We start from the raw sequence: 19,076 nt of genomic DNA on the forward strand, positions 1-19,076 counted from the left end.
TTGCCGTCCGTGGCTTGATAATTGGTGAACCAACCGGACCCTTTGCAACCTTGCCCGATACGGCAAGCCCACGTTTACCTCACACCCGCATGCTTTCCATTCTCCTTTCCTTTTTGCTGGCCTTCGCGCCCGTCAAAAGCCCCGCCGGCCCGCTGGAGCCCTGCAAAATCTTCGGCTCGGTGTACCTCGAAACCGACCCCGCCCGCCGCGGCTACTGCCACGGCACGGTGTACGTAGAGCCCGAGGAGGCCTTCGCCGACGTCCTCGTTTTCAAGGAAAGCAACAAATTATTTGCCGACAAAGCCGGCCTCTGGGCCGATGCGCCCGCCCGCGACTTTGCCGACTACGTGCTGCTGGTGGTAACCGACCGCAGCCGGGCCGACTTTAGCATTCATTACACCAAAGTGCGGTCGTTTGCCGGCTGCAAGCAATAGGCAACGGGTATAGGTGACGAGTTGAAAGCAGGCGTCGTGCCCACCGAAGCTTTTCTCCGTTTCACCTTTTTCACCCCTGCCTTTCCCCTTTTACTTGACCAATGGATTTCATTGAACTGACCGTTGAGGCCCCGCGCGAGCTGGCCGACATTCTGGTGGCCGAGCTGGCCGAAGTAGGTTTCGACACCTTCGAGGACAACGACGCCGGCTTTTGCGCCTACACCACCGAAGACGCCTTCAACCCCGACGCCGTGGAGGAAATCATGGCCCGCTACTCCGGCATTGGCGACCTGAACCACTCGCACCGCACCATCACGCGCCAGAACTGGAACGCCGAGTGGGAGAAAAATTTCCAGCCGCTCGTCATCGCCGAGCGGGTTTCAGTGCGGGCGCCGTTTCACCCCAAGCCCGACAGTGTGGATTATGACATCGTCATCATGCCGCGCATGTCGTTCGGCACGGGCCACCACGAAACCACGGCGCTGATGATTGAAAACCAGCTCGACGTGGACCACAAAGGCCTGCGCGTGCTCGACATGGGCACCGGCACCGGCATTTTGGCCATCATGGCCGAAATGTTGGGCGCCCGCCAGGTGCTGGCCGTGGATACCGAGCCCTGGACCGTGGAAAATGCCCGCGACAACGCCGCCGAAAACCAGTGCCACAACATTGAGTGCCGCCTCGGCGGGGTGGAGACGCTGGCGAACGAAGAGCCCTTCGACCTCATTCTGGCCAACATCAACCGCAACGTGCTGCTCGAAGACATGCACGAATACGCCCGCCTGCTGCCCAGCGGCCGGCCCATTCTCTTCAGCGGCTTTTACGAAGAGGACCTGCCGAAAATACAGGCCGAAGCCAGCAAGCACGGCTTGCGCTACCAGCGCCACCGCACCCTGCGCAGCTGGGTGTCGGCCATTTTCGAGAAGGAATAAAATGAGGGCGGGATGAAGGCCTAGGAATGGCATCGTTCCCGGCAACGATTGCGCGAATAAAAACCCGGCTGGCAGCAGTTGCTGGGCGGTTGGGGCGTAATATTTAGAGGGGAATTGCCGGTTTTTCGGGTCGCGCTGCTGCGATGCCGGGCCGGCATTCTCCTGCCTGACTCCCAACTTTTCGCCATGATTCTTTTCTCCTCCCCACTTTTCTCTTCGCTCTTTCGGTCCCGCCTCGGGCTGGGTTTGCTGGCCGCCGCGGGCGGGCTGGCGAGCACCGCCGCGCAGGCGCAGCAGCTGGCCTTTCCGGGCGCGGAGGGTGCCGGCCGCTTCGTGACCGGCGGCCGCGGCAAGTCTTCGGTGCCCACCACGGTGTACGAAGTGACCAGCTTGGCCGACACCAACACGCCCGGCACCTTGCGCTACGCCTGCAGCCAGTCGGCCGCGATGGCGCCCTACCGCACCATCGTGTTTCGGGTGTGCGGCACCATTCGCCTTACCAACCGGCTCAGCATTCCGGCCAACACCACGCTGGCCGGCCAAACCGCGCCCGGCGACGGCATCTGCCTGGCCGACCGCCAGGTGCAGGTGAACGGCAACAACGTGATTATTCGCTTCATGCGCTTCCGCACCGGCGATGCCTACCCGCAGCAGACCAACATTGGCATGGTGAACGGCAACGGCGACGAGGACGCGCTGAGCGGCACCGAGCGCAAAAACATCCTCATCGACCATTGCACCATGAGCTGGAGCATGGACGAGGCCTTCACGTTCTACGGCGCCACCACCGACTCCATGACCTTGCAGTGGAACATCATTTCGGAGCCGCTGAACTACTCCTACCACTTCGAGACGGGCGACACCGACTACGAGCGCCACGGCTACGGCGGCATTTGGGGCGGTCGGCGGGCCTCGTTCCACCACAACCTGTTTGCGCACTGCGTGAGCCGCACGCCGCGCTGGAACGGCACCCGCTACGGGGCCGCCATCGGCTCCGAAAACTGCGATTTCCGCAACAACGTCATCTACAACTGGGGCACCGGTGCCAATGCGTACGGCGGCGAAGGCGGGAACTACAACATGGTGAACAACTACTACAAGTACGGCCCCAACTCCGGCACCAGCACCACCAACCGCTCACGGGTGTTTCAGGCCTACAAGCAAACCTCGGCCCCGGTGTTGCCTTATCCGCAGCTCTACATTGCTGGCAACTACGTGGATAGCAACCCCACCGTGACCGCCGCCAACTGGAAGGGGGTGTCCATGAACGGCGGTACCGCCGCCGATACCGCGCTGTCGAAAGTGGCAACGCCCTTCAACATTGCCCCGCTCAATACCCAGACGGCCACCGATGCCTACGCCTCGGTGCTGCAGGGCGCGGGCTGCATCTTGCCGGTGCGCGACCCGCTGGACCAGCGCATTGTGCAAGACGTGCAAAACCGCACCGGCGCCATCATCGACGTGCAGGGCGGCTTTCCGGCCAAAACGCCCATCAGCACCTCGATAGTGGCCTGGCCCGTGCTGAGCTGCGGGGCCGCGCCCGTCGACTCCGACCACGACGGCATGCCCGACGTGTACGAGCTCAACAACGGCCTTGCGCCCCTGAACCCGGCCGACCGCCAGTTCATTGCCGCCAACGGCTACACCAACCTCGAAAACTACCTCAACGGCCTCGCGACCGTGGTTTCGGGCACCAAAGCCAGCGGCGCGGTATCGCAGCCTTTGCAGCTGTTTCCCAACCCCGCCGCCGAGCAGCTGACCGTGGAGCACCCCCGCGCCAGCGCCGACGCCAGCCTCGCGGTCTACAACTTCGTGGGCCAGCGCGTGGCCTCGTTCAAGCCCGCCGCCGGTGGCGTGGCCACGCCGGTGAACCTGGGCTCGTTGGCCAAAGGCAACTACCTGGTGGTGTACACCGATGCCAACGTGAGCCTGACGGCGAAGTGCACACACGAGTAGCATTGCTGAGTTAAAAAGGAAGAGTTAAAAAGGAAAAGCCCGCCTGAATCGTCAGGCGGGCTTTTCCTTTTTTAACTCTTCCTTTTTAACTCGACTAACTCACCAGCTTGGGCTGAGGCGCCGACGATTCGCGCACCACCAGCGTTGTCGGCAGCTTCATGGTGCTGGGGCCGGTGCTTTTGTGCTTGCGCTCAATGAGCTCGATGAGGCGTTCGGCGGCAAGCTGGCCAATTTCCTGGGCCGGCTGGGTCACGGTGCTCAGGGGCGGGTTGAGCAGGTGAGCCGACTGCGAATTGGTGAAGCTGAGCAGCGCTACCTGGCCGGGCACGTCGATGCCGCGCTGGCGCAGAGCGCCCAGGCAGCCCAGCGCCAGCCGGTCGCTGGCCGTGAAAAACGCGTCCGGGGGCGGGGAGAGGGCCAGCAACTCGTCCACGAGGGGCCCGGCCTCGTCGGGGCCAAAAGTGCCGTAGCGCACCAGGTTTTCATCGAACGGCACGCCATATTGCTCCAAGGCGGCGCGGTAGCCCGCCAGGCGCTCCTGCGTGATGCTGAGGTAGGGCGGAATGGTGAGGTGGGCAATGCGCCGCCGGCCGGTTTGGAGCAGGTGCGAAGTGGCGGCGTAGGCCCCGCCAAAATTGTCGGCCACCACCTGGGTCACGTCGAGCTCGCCCGCCACGCGGTCGAACAGCACCAACGGCATGCCCTGGTCGATGAGGGCCTTGAGGTGCTTCACGTCCGAGGTTTCGCTGCTGAGCGAGAGCAGCAGGCCGTCGACGCGGCGCGACACGGCCTGCTGCACGTTGGCCACCTCGCGCTCGTAGCTCTCGTGCGTCTGGAAAATGATGACGTGGTAGCCGCGGTTGTAGGCAATGGCCTCGATGCCGTTGATGGCCTGCGAAAAGAAGTTGTTCGCAATTTGGGGCACGATGACGGCCAGGGCCTTGCTGCTGCTGCCCTTCAGGCTGAGGGCAATGGGGTTGGGGCGGTAGTTGATGCGCTCGGCGTACTCCATCACCAGCCGCTTGGTTTCGGGGCTGATTTCGTAGCTGTCGCGCAGCGCCCGCGACACCGTCGAGGTCGACAGGTTGAGGGCGTGCGCTATGTCCTTGATGGTGACCGGGTCCAAACGCTTCGGGGTTGGTAGTGAAAGTAACGGTGACGGGCGATGCACCCGCCGGCCCAAGTAACGGACCGGATGAGCGTCCCGAAAGGTTCCGGCCAGCGCAGTCCCCGTTAGCCGGCCGCTTCGCGGTGCTACACAAGTCGGGCTACTGGCCTTGCGGTTTGTCCTTGGGGGAAGCCTTCACCGACCCAAATCTATTACAAGAGTAGCGAAAATCTGCCTAAAAACGGCCACTTTCCCTCCTGGAGGGTGCAGCGGCACCAGAAAGACGCGCTGCGCCCCGGCCCGAATGACGCCCTGCTTCACGGCGTCGCCATCTTTGTGTTGTAATCTCGCGGTGGGCCCATTGGCGGAGCCGCTTCTTCACGACAGCAAGCAACCATGAAAAAAATGCGCGTGCCCAAAGCCGTTCTGGCCGCCGGGGTAGCCACCGGCGTGGCCCTGATGGCTTTTCGGCCCCGGCCCACCGACGAAACTCCGCTGCAGCGCATCGCCCGGCAGGTGAGCGACTACTACGCCGCCGCCCGCGGCGAGAAAGCCTACCTGCACCTCGACCGGCCCGTGTACGCCACCGGCGAAACCATTTGGTTCAGCGCCTATGTGGTGGATGCCTCGCAGCATCGGCTCGACTCGCTCAGCCAAGTGCTGCACGTCGATTTGGTGTCGGCCCAGCACCAGGTGGTGGCCCGCCGCACGCTGCAGCTACGCGGCGGCCGCGCCTACGGCGACCTCGACATTGCCGACTCGCTGGCCGCCGGCACCTACGTGCTGCGCGCCTACACCAACTGGATGCGCAACGCCGGCGACCAGTTCGTGTACAGCCGCCGCCTCAACGTGTGGCCCGCCTCGCCCCTGAGCCCGCCCGACGTGCCCCAGGCAGCCGCCGCCACCGGCAGCAAGGGCAAGGCCGCCGCCGCCAGCGCCAACCGGCCCGACGTGCAGTTTTTCCCCGAAGGCGGCTACCTCGTGGAAGGCCTGCCGGCCGTGGTGGCCTGCAAGGCCACCGACGCCACCGGCCGCGGCCTCGACGTGCGCGGGCAAATCCTCGACGCCCAGAACAAGGTGGTGCTGGCGGCCTTCAGCAGCCGACACGGGGGCATGGGGCGGTTCGCGTTTGTGCCGGGCACCGGGCAGCGCTACCACGCCCGCGTCACGCTGCCCGATGGCAGCACCGCCGACTACCCCTTGCCCGCCGTGCAGCCCAGCGGCTACACCCTGCACGTGGTGGAGAATGCCACCGAGTTTTTGGTGGAAGCGCGCTACCGCGGGGCCGCCGGCGCCCCGGCGCCGGGCCCCATTCAGCTCATGACCCAGGTGCGCGGCGTGGTGGCCTACCCGGGCCCGCGGCCTGTGTCGCCCGAAGCTCCCGCCACCTGGCGCATGCCCAAGAAGAACTATCCCACGGGCATTGTGCACTTCACGCTGTTTGACGCGCAGGGCGCGCCGCAGTGCGAGCGGCTGGCGTTTGTGCAAAACGGTGCGCCGGGGCTGAAAATCACCCTCACGCCCGACCAGCCCAGCTACGGCCCGCACGCCCCCGTGCAGCTCAACGTGCGCGTGACCGATGCCGCCGGGCAGCCCGTGGCCACCAACTTCTCGGTGGCCGTGAGCGACGCCGCCCTCAGCGCCCTCGACCCCAACGCCGAAACCATTGCCTCGAACCTGCTGCTCACGTCGGACCTGACGGGCTACGTGGAAAACCCGGGCTATTATTTCCGCAACCAGTCGGCCGCCACCGCGCAGGCCCTCGACGACCTGCTGCTGACCCAAGGCTGGCGGCGGTTTGTCTGGAAAGAAGTGCTGGCGGGCCAAAAGCCGCCCCTCACGTTCTCGCCCGAAACGGCCCTCTCGCTCACGGGCCAGGTGGTGAGCCAGAACGGCAACCGCCCCATTCCCAACAGCCAGCTGACCTTCCTGCAAACGCGTCCCGAGCGCAACATTATCACGGCCACTACCGACGCGCAAGGGCGATTCAGCTTCATTGGCATTCCGGTGCGCGACACGGCCGTCATCACCCTGCAGGCCCGCCGGGCCCAGGGCGGCACCAACGTGCTCATCAAGCCCGACACGGGCCCGCCCACCGGCAACCAGCCGCTGCCCCAGCTGCCGCAGCTTTCGGCGGCGCCGGCCGCGGTGGCCACCTTTGTGCGCCGCAGCCGGCAGGCCCAGGCCGCCGAGCTGGACCTGCACCCCGAAAAGGCCATTCGCAACATCAACCTGGGCAACGTGTCGGTGACGGCCAAGCGCGCCGCCGTGCCCCGCGACGACCCCCGCCGCATGTACGGCGCCACCGGCGGCACCGTCATCGACTTCGCCAACGACCCCACCGCCAATTCCAGCCTCAACATTCTGCAGTTTTTGCAGGGCCGGGTGGCCGGCCTCACCATCAGCGGCAGCCCGCCGAATATGTCGGCCCAGATTCGGGGCGGGGGCACGCCGTTGTTCATCCTCGACGGCATTAAGGTCGACATCGACGCCATCACCAACCTCAACACCTCCGACGTGGAGGCGGTGGAAGTGTTCAAGGGCGCGGAGGCGGCCATTTTCGGGAGCAGCGGCGGTGCCATTGCCGTGTATACCAAGCGCGCCAACCCCAATTACAAAGGCCCCGACAATAACCCCGCGCCCGGCATTGCCACCGTGAAGCTGCCCGGCTTCTACGCGGCCCGCGAGTTCTACCAGCCGCGCTACAACGCCCTGCTCACCAACCCGCCCGCCGACCCGCGCACCAGCACCCTCTACTGGAACCCCACGGTGCGCACCAACGCCAACGGCCAGGCCGAGCTGCACTTCTTCACCGCCGACGGGGGCGGCACTTTCCAGGCCGTGGCCGAAGGCGTGAGCCTGGAAGGCATGCCGGCACTAGGCTCAGGCACCATGGTGGTGCGCGGCAAATAATTCATTAGCAATTGATAACAGGCTGCGAATCAGATTCAGCCCCAAACAAAAAAGCTCCGGCCAGTGTGGCCGGAGCTTTTTTGTTGAGCGTGACGGATGAATTACTCCACCACCACTTTGCGCGTCACGGGCGTACCACCCACATTCAGGCGCAGGGTGTAGACGCCGGCGGCCAGGCCGCGCACGTCAACCTCTGCTTCGATGGGCTGGCCGGCTGCAGTTTTCAATTGCTGGGTCCGCACGGTCTGGCCGAGGGTGTTGATGAGGGCCGCCGATACAGCTGCTTTGCTGCTGAGGGCCGGCAACTGCACCCAGAACGAGCTTGAAGCCGGGTTCGGGAACAGCTGAAGCTGGGCGCTCAGCACCTGGGCCGGCGTGGTGGCCGTCACGACCCCGGCCGTGCCCTTGAAACGCACGTTTTTGAGCAGGGCATAGCGCGGAACACCGGTGCTGCCGCAGGCGTAGTACAGGCGCACCGTCAGGGTCTGGCCGCCCACCAGGCTCACGCCGCCGTTGCGCAGCACCACGCGGTAGAGGTTGGTGTTGCCGGAGGTCTGGTTCAGCAGCGGAATTGAGTTGGTGAAGTTGCCGCTGGCGCTGAGCGTTTGGAGACCGCCGGGACCATAAGCGGCCACAATCTCCGTGGAATCGGCCGGCGAGCCAAAGCCATTGAGCGAGTACACCACCGCCATTTTGGTGTTGGAGCTGGTGTTATAAAAGGCCGAGTTGAACAACAAGGTATCAACGCGTACCGCCGAGCCCGGGGCCACGGCCAGGGTGAACTGCTCGTAGTAGAGGCGGCTGAGGGTGCCGCCGGGTCCGCCGGCGGCGGTGCTCCACTGCCCGTCGCCGGCCGCGCTGGCGCCGAAGGCCTGGCCGAACTGGTTCGAATAGGCCGGGATGGTGGCCAGCGTCGTGCCGTTCGACAGGTACAGGCGGCGCAACGTGGGCGTGGTGGGCAAAATGCGGCTGCTGCGCACCTGGGCGCTGTCGGTGTTGTTCACGCGCAGGGGCCATTGCTCCAGTACCGTCACCGGCAGCGGGGCCACATCGCCTTTGAAACGCAGGTTTTTGAGCAGGGCGTAGCGCGGGACGCCGGTGCTGCCGCAGGCGTAGTACAGGCGTACGGTCAAGGTTTGGCCGGCGGCCACGGTCACGCCGCCGCTGGGGTTGGCCGTGCTGGGGCCTTTGAGGGCCACGCGGTAGAGGTTGGTGTTGCCGGAAGTCTGATTCAGCAGCGAAAACGAGCTATTGAAGCTGCCGCTGGCCGTGAGCGGCTGCGCACCGCCCGGGCCGCTCACTCCCGTAATTTCCGTGGAGTCGGCCGGGGTGCCGAAACCATTTAGCGAGTACACAATGGCCATTTTGGTGTTGGAGCTGGTGTTATAGAACGCCGAGTTGAACAACACCGAGTCGATGCGCATGGTGGGGGCGCCCGCGGCTACCGTCACCGTAAACTGCTCGTAGTAGAGGCGGCTGAGGGTGCCGCCGGGTCCGCCGGCGGCGGTGCTCCACTGCCCGTCGCCGGCCGCGCTGGCGCCGAAGGCCTGGCCGAACTGGTTCGAATAGGCCGGGATGGTGGCCAGCGTCGTGCCGTTCGACAGGTACAGGCGGCGCAGCGTGGGCGTGGTGGCCGTGAGGCGACTGTTGCGCACCTGCACGCTGTCGGAGTTGTTCACGCGCAACGGCCACCACTGCACCACGTTCGAGGTGATGGTGGGCGCCACGATGGCGGTGCCGTTCAGGCTCACCACCACGTTGGTGGCGTTGGTGCTGGTCAGGGTCACGGTGCCGGTGTAGGGGCCGGCGGTGGTAGCATTCAGGCGAATGTACACCGGCGTGCTGGCCAGGGTGCCGGCGGTGGGCGTGAGGGTCACGCTGCTGGCAAACGTGCCGCCCGAAGTGAGCGACACCTGGTAGTTGGCCGAGGCCGTCACGGTCACGGCGCTGGTCAAATCGGTGCCCGACACGCCGATGCTCTGGGCCGGCGAGCCCGTGCCCAGCTGCTGGGTGAAGTTGCCCAGCGCACCCGTCGTCACGATGGTGGGGGCGCTGCTGATGGTCACGGTGTCCGACGAAATCTGGCGCACGGCGTTGCTGCCGCGCACAAAGTATTTGTAGAGGCTGCCCGAGGCCGGCACGGCATCGGAGTAGGAGTAGTTGAAGGTGGTGTCGTTGGGCTCGGTCTGGGAGTTCACCACGGCGAAGGCGCCGAGGGGCGTGGGCGGCGTGGCCGTGGCGCGGTACACGCTCAGCACGTCGCCGCTGATGGGCCAGCTGGTGTTCCAGGTGAAGGCCGACGTGGTGGCGCCCTTCACGCCCCGGAAGTTGTTCACCACCACCGATTTCACAAACGGCGTCACGCAGTCAATCAGCGAGCAGGGGTCCCAGGTGCCCAGGATGTTGGCCTTGGTGTAGGTGGAGGCCTCAGCGGCCGTGAGCTGCGACGACGGCTGCGCGGGCGTCAGGGCCTGGCCCGACAGCACCCGGCTGCTCACGTTGATGGGCCGGCCGTTGAAGTGGGTGTTCTGGTACTCCACGAAGTACGAGTCGCGGATGGTGGCCGTGCCGGCCGAACTCGTCGGCGACCAGCCTTCGGCCAGAATGAGCGGCGTGTTGAGGTTGCAGTTCAAAAAGGCCGCTTTGGGATTGGCCTGCCAGGGGCGGCCCAGGTCGTAGGTGGTGCCGCCGGCCACCGAGTGCCCGGTCACGTTGCAGTTCTTGAACACCAGCCCGTAGGCCTGGCCGGCCGGCGTGTTGGGCACGGCAATGTAGGAAACGCTGGCCGTGGCCTTGTTCTTCGCGTAGATGTTGCAGTTCTCAAACAGAGCAATGGCGCTGCCGAAAATGAAGTCTGTGTTGCCCTCAACGTAGCAGTTCAGGAAGTACTGGCGGGGCGTGCCGTTGCCCTTCAGGTACATGGTGTCTTGGTTGCCTAGGAAGCGGCAGTTGCGGAAAGCCGCCCGGTCGTTGTTTACCAGAATAGCCACGGCCTGCCCGTTGGAGGCCGACTCGCCAAACGAGTTTTCGAACGTCAGGTTCATGGCCGAGAAGTCGGTGGCGTTGATGGTCACCGAGGCCGAGTTCTGGGTGCCCAGTGCCACGCCGCCCACAATAGTGCCGGCCGAGTTGTTGTAGGTAATCACGGTGCTGCCCACGCTCTCGCCAATCAGCTGAATAAACGGCTTGTTGGCCGGCACGGTCACCAACTCCTTATAACGGCCGTTTTTGATGTAGATGGTGAACGGCACGGTGCGGCCCGTGGGTGCCGCGTCGATGGCGGCCTGCACGGTGGTGAAGTTGCCGGTGCCGTCCTTGGCCACGGTCAGGTCAAACGCAAATGTTTGGCAGCTAAAAGCCAGCAGCAAAAAGCCCAGCAGGGCCCAGAAGCGGGCAGCCGGGCGCGGCCAGGTAAAGCGAGTTCGGTACAGCTGTAGCATAGAAAAGGGTCTGGTGTTGAGTGGGTGTTCACTCAATATTAAGCTCCTAAACCCGCCAAATGCGCCGATTTCGGCGTTTTTATTTGTGCAATCGTTCCCGGCAACGATGCCGATAGGCAGGCACTGGCGCCAGCTCAGGAGTGGGCTGCGCACAAGCTTCTTCGCAAAGCCATCACCGGCCGGCCGCCCATGCCGCACGCATCTCATTACCAACAAAAAAAGCGCCCCCGGACCAGCCGGGGGCGCTTTCACTAAAATTTAGTCTTCTGCCAACTATTCCTTCACGATGCGGGCGCTGCTGCGCTGCGTGCCGTCGGCGTACTCTACCAGGTACAGGCCTTTGGTCAGGCTGCTCAGGTCGACGGCCGTTTCGGTGGTGCCGGGCTGCGCGGCAACGCTGACCACCTTGGCACCGGTCACGCTAAACACCGTCACGCGGGCGTCGCGGCTGGCGGCGGTGTGGGGCACGCTCAGCTGGTTCTGGGCCGGGTTGGGGTACGCAGCCAGGTTGGTTTGCACGGCAGTGCGGGCGGCCAGGGCCACCTGCTTGCTCTTCAGCGTCACGTTGCGCAGCAGCACGTAGCGGCCAATGCCGGTGCTGGCCGCGCCGAAGTACATGCGCACGGTGAAGGTTTGGCCCGAGGGGATGGCCAGGCCCGTGGCCCCGTTCAGGGCCAGGCGGAAAGTGCGGTTCGCGGTGGGGTCGAACTGCGGCAGCACGGCGGGGTTGTTGGCCGTGGCGGTGGCCACGCCGCTGGAGTTCACGCCGAACGTGGCGTTGGCGGTGCTGGCCAGCACGCCCGAGGGGCCTTTGCCGCCGGTCACGTCGGTCGAGTCGGTGGTGAAGTTGCTGCGTGAGTACACCACGGCCACCCGGCCGGCGGCCGAGAGTGCCACCGCGGCGCTGAACAGCAGCGAGTCGACTTGCACGGGCGCCGTGGCCGTGAACGAGAACTGCTCATAGAACACGCGGCGCGGCGAGCCGCCCGGGCCCGTAGAGGGCGCCGTCGAGCTCCAGCCGCTGCCGTCGGCGTTCACGCCAAAGGCTTGGCCGAGGCTGGAGTAGGGCGGGTAGGCCGCGGCGCCAGTGGGCACCAAACCGTTGGACAACGTCAGCTTCCGAAATACCGGCGTGCCGGGCGTCACGCCGGCCGAGCGCACCGCCGCGCTGTCGGAGGCGTTGCGCTTCAGCGGCCATTGCACAAACACCGGGGTCTGCGCCGCGGCGGTTTCCGCCAAGCCCAGGCCACCCAGCAGCAGGAGAGCAGAGAGTAGATGATTTTTCATTGTAATTGTAAGTGAAAAGGTGAAGAATGAAATTGAGAGCGCGAGAAGTGCAAAAAGCCTTGCTGACAGCACGTAAGTAAGCCTTTACTCATGCAAGCTGGCTTCTTCTTACCGCAAAACCCAAGCTTTGGGTTGACTTTAATTGCGCAATCGTTGCCGGAAACCGGAGGGTTTTGGCGGCGGCGGGCGGGTACCAGGGCCAGAAGCCAAACGGCCGGGTGCTGGATACCGGAGGAGCCGAGCATGAGAACGTTCCCGGCAACGATTGCGCAAAAAAAAGGCGTCTCCCGACCCAAAGCAGGGCCTTGCCGGTTGAGAACGGGACTAATATTGTTAGGGCAACCCTGTCCGCACTTCCCGCTCCGGGCCGTTGCGCCGAGCTCATCTCCTTTCTCAAATTCCCATGAAAGCAACTCTGACGGTGCTGCTGGCGGGCCTGGCCACCGGCCTCACGGTAGGTTTCCGGCCCGCGGCCGAACCCCAAACGCAGATTTTCCTGGTCGGCGACTCCACCATGTCCGACAAGCCCGACCTCTCCAAGCCCGAGCGCGGCTGGGGCATGGAGTTTGGCCAGTATTTCGACCACCAGGTGGTCATCCGCAACACGGCCGTGAACGGGCGCAGCACCAAAAGCTTTCTGCGCGAAGGCCGCTGGGCCAAGGTGCTCGAAGGCTTGAAGCCCGGCGACTGGGTGTTCATCCAGTTCGGCCACAACGACTCGAAGGCGGAAGACAGCGTGCGCTCGGCCCCGGCCCAGACGCTCTACCGCCAGCTGCTGACCAAGTTTGTGCAGGAAGCCAAGCAGAAAGGCGCCAACCCCGTGCTGCTCACGCCCGTGGGCCGGCGCTACTTCGACGACGCCGGCAAGCGCAAGGACGACCACGGCGAATACCCCGGCGTGGTGCGTGAGGTGGCCAAAGCCCAGAAAGTGCCCCTGATTGACTTGCACGAGAAAAGCTGGGCCATGTACTCGGCCATGGGCGAGCAGGGCACGCGGCCGCTGTTCTGGAGCTACCAGAACGGCTACTACCAGCCCAACCCCGTGCCGCCGGCCAAAAACGACAACACCCATTTTTCGGAATACGGCGCCACTCGCGTGGCCCAGCTGGTGGCGCAGGACGTGCAGGCCCAGCACCTCGGGCTGGCCAGCCACCTCAGCCACACGCCGTTTGAAGGCAAGCTGGCCGCCGACCTGCCGGTGGTGCTGGAGCCGGTATTCAAAAAGGATACCTTCAACCTGACCAAGTACGGCGCCGTGGCCGACGGCCAGACGCTGAATACCGAGGCCTTTCGCAAAGCCATTGAGGCCTGCGCCGCCAACGGCGGCACCGTGCTGGTGCCCCGCGGCCTGTGGCTGACGGGCCCCATCACCCTGAAAAACAACGTGAACCTGCACCTGGCCACCGGTGCCTTAGTGCAGTTCACCGCCGACCGCAGCCAGTACCCGCTCATCAAAACCACCTGGGAAGGGGAGGACGCCATCCGCAGCCAGGCTCCCATTTCGGGCGTCGACCTGACCAACATTGCCATCACCGGCAGCGGCACCTTCGACGGGGCCGGCGACGCCTGGCGCCCCGTGAAAAAGAGCAAGCTCAACGACACCCAGTGGCAGAAGCTGGTGGCCTCGGGCGGCGTGCTGAGCGAGAAGAAGGACATGTGGTACCCGTCGGCGGCGTCGATGAAGGGCAACCTGCTGGCCGCCGACGGCAAGGCACGCAAGAGCCTGAACCCGGCCGACTTCGACGACGTGCGCGACTACCTGCGGCCCAACATGCTCAGCCTCACGCGCTGCAAGCAGATTCTGCTGCAGGGCTTCACCATTCAAAACTCGCCGGCCTGGACCATTCACCCGCTGCTGTGCGAAAACATCACCCTGCGCGGCGTGACGGCCAAAAACCCCTGGTACGGCCAGAACACCGACGCCCTGGACCTGGAATCGTGCCGCAACGGCGTGGTGGAAGGCTGCACTTTCGACGTAGGCGACGACGGCATCTGCATCAAATCGGGCCGCGACGAGCAGGGCCGCAAGCGCGGCGTGCCCACCGAAAACTTCATCGTGCGCGACACCAAGGTGTACCACGCCCACGGCGGCTTCGTGATTGGCTCCGAGATGTCGGGCGGCGCCCGCAACATTTACGTGAGCAACTGCACCTTCATGGGCACCGACGTGGGCCTGCGCTTCAAAACGGCCCGCGGCCGCGGCGGCGTGGTCGAGAACATCTTCGTGGACGGCGTGGACATGACCGACATCGCCGGCGAGGCCATTCTCTTCGACATGTACTACGCCGCCAAAGACCCTGTGCCCATGGCCGGCGAGAGCACCGCCCCGCCCGTCATTGCCCCGATGCCGCTGAACGAAGGCACCCCGCAGTTCAAAACCTTCCGCATCAAAAACGTGACCTGCAAGGGCGCTACCACCGGCATCTTGGTGCGCGGCCTGCCCGAGATGAGCATCAAGGACATCAGCATCGAGAACGCCGTGCTGGAAAGCAAAAAGGGCCTGGTGTGTCAGGAGGCCGAGAACATTCGCCTGAAAAACGTGAGCCTGCTTTCCACCGACACCGCGCCCGTGATGGAAGTGCAGAACAGCCGTAACCTGGCACTGGACGGCATTCGCTACGCCAACGGTGCCGAGCTGCTGCTGCGCGTGACCGGCGACCGCAGCAAGGACATTCGCCTCACGAATACCAACACCAAGCTGGCCAAAAAGGACGTGCAGCTCGGCGACAAAGTGGCGAAGAAAACCGTCATCACCGCCCAGCGCTAATTCTCTATTTCTTACTAAGAAAAACGTCATGCTGAGGGCAGTCGAAGCATCTCCGCCGGTAACAGTAACTCAATGGTTGGTTTACTATTGCGGTAGAGATGCTTCGACTGCGCTCAGCATGACGTTCTGTTTCGTTTCGAAAACAATATGAAATTCAACTCCTCGTTTCTCCTGCCACTGCTGGGAATGGCGCTGCTCAGCGAAACCGCCGATGCCCAAACGGCTGGCCCCAAGCCCTATTCGCAGCGTATGGCCGATGCCTTCATCGGCTGGCACCCGGACTCCATCGTTATCGGCAAAAACAAGTTTGCCCGCTGGGACTACGAGCAGGGCCTGATGATGCGCGCCCTGGAGCGCGTGTGGCAGCGCACCGGCGACGCCAAGTACTTCACCTACATTCAGAAGGACCTCGACCAGTTTGTGCAGAAGGACGGCAGCATCCGGACCTACAAGCAGGAAGACTACAACCTCGACAACATGACCACCGGCCACGCGCTGCTGCTGCTGGGGCAGGTCTCGTTGCCGGGCAACGACAAGTATATCAAGGCCGCGCAGTACCTGCGCAAGCAGCTCGATGGCCAGCCGCGCACCAAAGAGGGCGGCTTCTGGCACAAGAAAATTTACACCAACCAGATGTGGCTCGACGGCCTGTACATGGCCGAGCCGTTCTACGCCGAATACAGCCAGGTCTTCAACCAGCCCGCTGGCTTCGACGACGTGGCCAAGCAGTTTGCGCTGATTGAGAAGCACCTCGTTGACTCCAAAACCGGCCTGCTCTACCACGGCTACGACGAAAGCAAGGAGCAAGCCTGGGCCAACAAAGCCACCGGCCAGAGCCCCAACTTCTGGGACCGCGGCATTGGCTGGTACAGCATGGCGCTGGTCGATGTGCTCGACTACTTCCCCGCCAACCATCCGCAGCGCCCGGCCCTCATCAAAGCCCTGCAGCGCCTGGCGCCGGCGCTGGCCAAGTACCAGGACCCCAAAACCGGCACCTGGAGCCTGGTGATGACGCAGGAAGGCCGCAAGGGCAACTACGCCGAGGCCTCGGGCAGCAGCATGTTTGTGTACGCATTGGCCAAGGGTGCCCGCAAAGGCTACCTCGATAAAAAGTACGCCGACGTGGCCCGCAAAGGCTACGAAGGCCTGCTGAAAACCTTCGTGGCCACTGAGGCCGATGGCGCCCTGGCTTTCAACGGCACGGTGAGCGTGGGTGGCCTGGGCGGCAAGCCCTACCGCGACGGCTCCTACGACTATTACCTGAGCGAGCCGCTGCGCAAAAACGACCTTAAAGGCGTCGGCCCCTTCATCCTGGCCAGCACCGAGATGGAAATTGCCGCCGAAAATGCCGTGGGCCAGGGCAAGACCGTGGGCCTGGACTACTACTTCAACCACGAGATGCGCAAAAGCCCCGTGACGGGCGAGCAGGAGCAGTGGCACTACACCTGGGAAGAGCGCCAGCACGGCGGCTTCTGGCTGTGGGGCAACCAGTTCCGCGAGCTGGGCGCCAAAACGGTGGCCGTGCCCGCGGCCCCCACGGCCGCCAGCCTCAAGCTGCTGAGCGTCTACATCATCGTCGACCCGGACTCGCGTAAGGAGTCGCCCAAGCCCAACTACGTGCAGCCCGCCGACAGCAAGGCGATAACTGAGTGGGTGAAGGGCGGCGGCACCCTCGTGCTGCTGGCCAACGACACGGCCAACTGCGAAATCAAGCACTTCAACGAGCTGGCCAAAAACTTCGGCGTGCAGTTCACCGACCAGAGCGTGAACATGGTGCAGGGCAACCAGTTTGAGCAAGGGAAAGTGGACTTGACCTCGGGCAAAGCCGTGTTCAAAAACGCCAGCACGGCCTACGTGAAAGAGCTGTCGGTGCTGGCGCCCACGAGCCCTGCCAAGCCGCTGGTGACCAACAACGGCAAGGTCATCATGGCCACGGCCATGCTGGGCAAGGGCCGCGTATTCCTGCTCGGCGACCCGTGGCTGTACAACGAGTACGTAGACGGCCGCAAGATTCCGGCTTCGTTCCAGAACTTTCAGGCGGGCAAGGATTTGGCTACCTGGCTGCTGAGTAAATAAAACAGCGAGAAACGCGCATAGGCAAACCGGCCGGGAATCTCCCGGCCGGTTTTGTTTTGGAGGGTAGGGAAGTGGGGCCTCACTTGCGTGCGGCACCTATCGGTATCGGTTTCGAGAACGATTACGGAAGTAAAACCAAGATTTTCCTTTCAGAAGCCGTTTTTTTAGCGCAACATTACCTTTCCATAGCTTCGCCAGCCTTGCGCCCGCAAGCGTCGGCGCGCGCATCGTCCTAATTCCCTCTCTTCTTTCAATGAACAAGCACGCCCTCGATACGATTGACTACATCGTATTCTTCGTTTACTTCCTCATCGTGTCCGGCTACGGCATCTGGGTATATCGTCGCAAAACCGGCCACGACGGCACCCTGGAGGGCGACTCCAAAGACTACTTCCTCGCCGAAGGCTCGCTCACGTGGTGGGCCATCGGCTCCTCGCTCATCGCCTCCAACATCTCAGCCGAGCAGTTTGTGGGCATGTCGGGTTCGGGCTTCAAGATGGGCCTCGCCATCGCCACCTACGAGTGGATGGCCGCCATCACGCTGGTCATCGTGGCCGTGTTCTTCATTCCGGTGTATCTGAAGAACCACATTTTCACCATGCCGCAGTTCCTCAACCAGCGCTACAACGGCACGGTGGCCATGATTATGGCCATTTTCTGGCTGGCCCTCTACGTGGTGGTCAACCTGACCTCGATTCTGTACCTCGGTGCCATTGCCATCAGCAGCATCGCGGGCCTCAACCTTGATTTCTGCCTGTATGCGCTGGCCGCGTTTGCCGTCATCATCACGCTGGGCGGTATGAAGGTGATTGGCTTCACCGACGTGATTCAGGTGTTCTTCCTCATCCTCGGCGGCCTGGCCACCACCTACCTGGCCCTGAACCTGGTGGCCGAGCACTACGGCAGCTCCGGCGTCATCAATGGCTTCAACCTGATGACGCAGAACGCCGGCGACCATTTCCAGATGATTTTTAAAAAGGACAACCCTAACTTCATCGACCTGCCCGGCCTCACGGTGCTGCTCGGCGGCATGTGGATTGTGAACCTCAACTACTGGGGCTGCAACCAGTACATCACCCAGCGCGCGCTGGGCGCCGACCTGCCCACGGCCCGCGGCGGCATCCTGTTTGCGGCGTTCCTCAAGCTGCTCATGCCCGTGATTGTGGTATTGCCCGGCATTGCCGCCTACGTGCTCTACAAGCAGGACGTGTTTGGCGCCGCCGAGTTTGGCGCCGGGGCCGACCTCAACCCCGACCGCGCCTACCCGGTGCTGCTCAACATCCTGCCCGTGGGCCTCAAAGGCCTGTCCTTTGCCGCCCTCACGGCCGCCGTGGTGGCTTCGCTGGCCGGCAAAGCCAACTCCATTGCCACCATCTTCACGCTCGACGTCTACAAGAAAGTTATCAACCCCGAAGCGTCGGAAAAGAAGCTGGTGAACGTGGGCAAAATCACCGTGGTGGTGGCCATGGTGCTGGGCGTGCTGATTGCGCCGCACCTGGGCATCGATAAGAAGGGCGGCTTCCAGTACATTCAGGAATACACCGGCTTCGTGTCGCCGGGCATCTTCGCCATGTTCATCCTGGGCTTCTTCTGGAAGCGCACCACCTCCACGGCGGCCCTGTTTGCCACCGTGGGCGGCTTCCTGCTGTCGGTAATGTTCAAGTTCCTGCCGAATTACGTGGACCTGAAATTCCTGGCGCCGCTGGGCTTCGCCGTGCCGAATGCCGATGGCGTGTACGAAATTCCCTTCCTCGACCGCATGGGCTTCGTGTTCGTCATCTGCGTGGTCATGATGGTGCTCATCAGCCTGTTCGAAACCAGCCGCGGCGTGAAAACCAACGGCCTGGAAGTGGACCGCAGCATGTTCAAAACGACGCCTGGCTTTGCCATCGGGGCCATGGCCATTGTGGCCATCCTCACCACGCTCTACACCATTTACTGGTAGGCTTTTCGCGCATCATTTCTGAGCCGTTTTTGTGGCCCGCCGGCACCTGCCAGCGGGCCATTTTGTTGGGGTGGGCGAGACGCGGTACGGGAGTTGCGACGGGCTTGGTGCTAAGGCGAAAATCCAAAAGCGTTGTCGCCAATCGTTTGGTCGTCGTCAGCAAAAGGGTGGGAGCGCAAGCCTCGGAGCGGGCAGCATCGTTGCGGAATAAATTGGTT

At 63.6% G+C, this 19,076-nt stretch carries 10 protein-coding genes; 7 read left to right on the forward strand and 3 right to left on the reverse strand.

Annotation, left to right across the window (positions count from 1 at the left end; all coding sequences use genetic code 11):
- The first annotated feature begins 89 nt into the window (after positions 1 to 89).
- The 3 genes from IC234_RS20420 to IC234_RS20430 all read left to right on the forward strand — a co-directional run bounded on the left by IC234_RS20420 (position 90) and on the right by IC234_RS20430 (position 3,322).
- On the forward strand, positions 90 to 434 hold the full coding sequence (locus tag IC234_RS20420; RefSeq protein ID WP_190928358.1) for a hypothetical protein: 345 nt from the start codon (positions 90 to 92) through the stop codon (positions 432 to 434).
- 101 nt (positions 435 to 535) lie between these two features.
- The gene (gene prmA, locus IC234_RS20425; RefSeq protein WP_190928360.1) at positions 536 to 1,366 is read left to right on the forward strand and encodes a 50S ribosomal protein L11 methyltransferase; all 831 of its coding nucleotides are present in this window, start codon (positions 536 to 538) and stop codon (positions 1,364 to 1,366) included.
- Positions 1,367 to 1,552: 186 nt separating this feature from the next.
- Positions 1,553 to 3,322 carry a T9SS type A sorting domain-containing protein gene (locus IC234_RS20430; protein WP_190928362.1) on the forward strand — a complete coding sequence of 590 codons (1,770 nt, stop codon included), beginning with the start codon at positions 1,553 to 1,555 and terminating at the stop codon, positions 3,320 to 3,322.
- Between the two features lie 94 nt (positions 3,323 to 3,416).
- Here the strand turns inward: IC234_RS20430 and IC234_RS20435 are convergent, their stop codons facing one another.
- A complete protein-coding gene (locus tag IC234_RS20435; RefSeq protein WP_190928364.1) occupies positions 3,417 to 4,448 on the reverse strand; it encodes a LacI family DNA-binding transcriptional regulator in 1,032 nt (343 codons plus the stop codon).
- Positions 4,449 to 4,826: 378 nt separating this feature from the next.
- Between IC234_RS20435 and IC234_RS20440 the strand changes: the two genes are divergently transcribed.
- Positions 4,827 to 7,343 carry a TonB-dependent receptor plug domain-containing protein gene (locus tag IC234_RS20440; RefSeq protein WP_190928366.1) on the forward strand — a complete coding sequence of 839 codons (2,517 nt, stop codon included), beginning with the start codon at positions 4,827 to 4,829 and terminating at the stop codon, positions 7,341 to 7,343.
- Positions 7,344 to 7,444: 101 nt separating this feature from the next.
- Here the strand turns inward: IC234_RS20440 and IC234_RS20445 are convergent, their stop codons facing one another.
- Positions 7,445 to 10,783 carry a pectinesterase family protein gene (locus IC234_RS20445; RefSeq protein WP_190928368.1) on the reverse strand — a complete coding sequence of 1,113 codons (3,339 nt, stop codon included), beginning with the start codon at positions 10,781 to 10,783 and terminating at the stop codon, positions 7,445 to 7,447.
- A 273-nt stretch (positions 10,784 to 11,056) separates the two neighbouring features.
- Complete coding sequence (locus tag IC234_RS20450) at positions 11,057 to 12,070, reverse strand: T9SS type A sorting domain-containing protein (protein ID WP_190928371.1); 1,014 nt, start codon at positions 12,068 to 12,070, stop codon at positions 11,057 to 11,059.
- A gap of 403 nt (positions 12,071 to 12,473) precedes the next feature.
- On the opposite strand from IC234_RS20450, the gene IC234_RS20455 reads away from it, so the two are divergent.
- From IC234_RS20455 to IC234_RS20465, 3 genes are all read left to right on the forward strand, one after another.
- The gene (locus tag IC234_RS20455) at positions 12,474 to 14,837 is read left to right on the forward strand and encodes a glycosyl hydrolase family 28 protein (RefSeq protein WP_190928373.1); all 2,364 of its coding nucleotides are present in this window, start codon (positions 12,474 to 12,476) and stop codon (positions 14,835 to 14,837) included.
- A gap of 147 nt (positions 14,838 to 14,984) precedes the next feature.
- Positions 14,985 to 16,913: a glycoside hydrolase family 88/105 protein gene (locus IC234_RS20460; protein ID WP_190928375.1), complete on the forward strand. Its 1,929-nt coding sequence runs from the start codon at positions 14,985 to 14,987 to the stop codon at positions 16,911 to 16,913.
- Positions 16,914 to 17,166: 253 nt separating this feature from the next.
- Positions 17,167 to 18,858 (forward strand): sodium/sugar symporter, encoded by a 1,692-nt coding sequence (locus IC234_RS20465; protein WP_190928377.1) that lies wholly within the window; start codon positions 17,167 to 17,169, stop codon positions 18,856 to 18,858.
- Positions 18,859 to 19,076: the final 218 nt, after the last annotated feature.

It is taken from the genome of Hymenobacter armeniacus, assembly GCF_014699055.1.
Taxonomy (GTDB): domain Bacteria; phylum Bacteroidota; class Bacteroidia; order Cytophagales; family Hymenobacteraceae; genus Hymenobacter; species Hymenobacter armeniacus.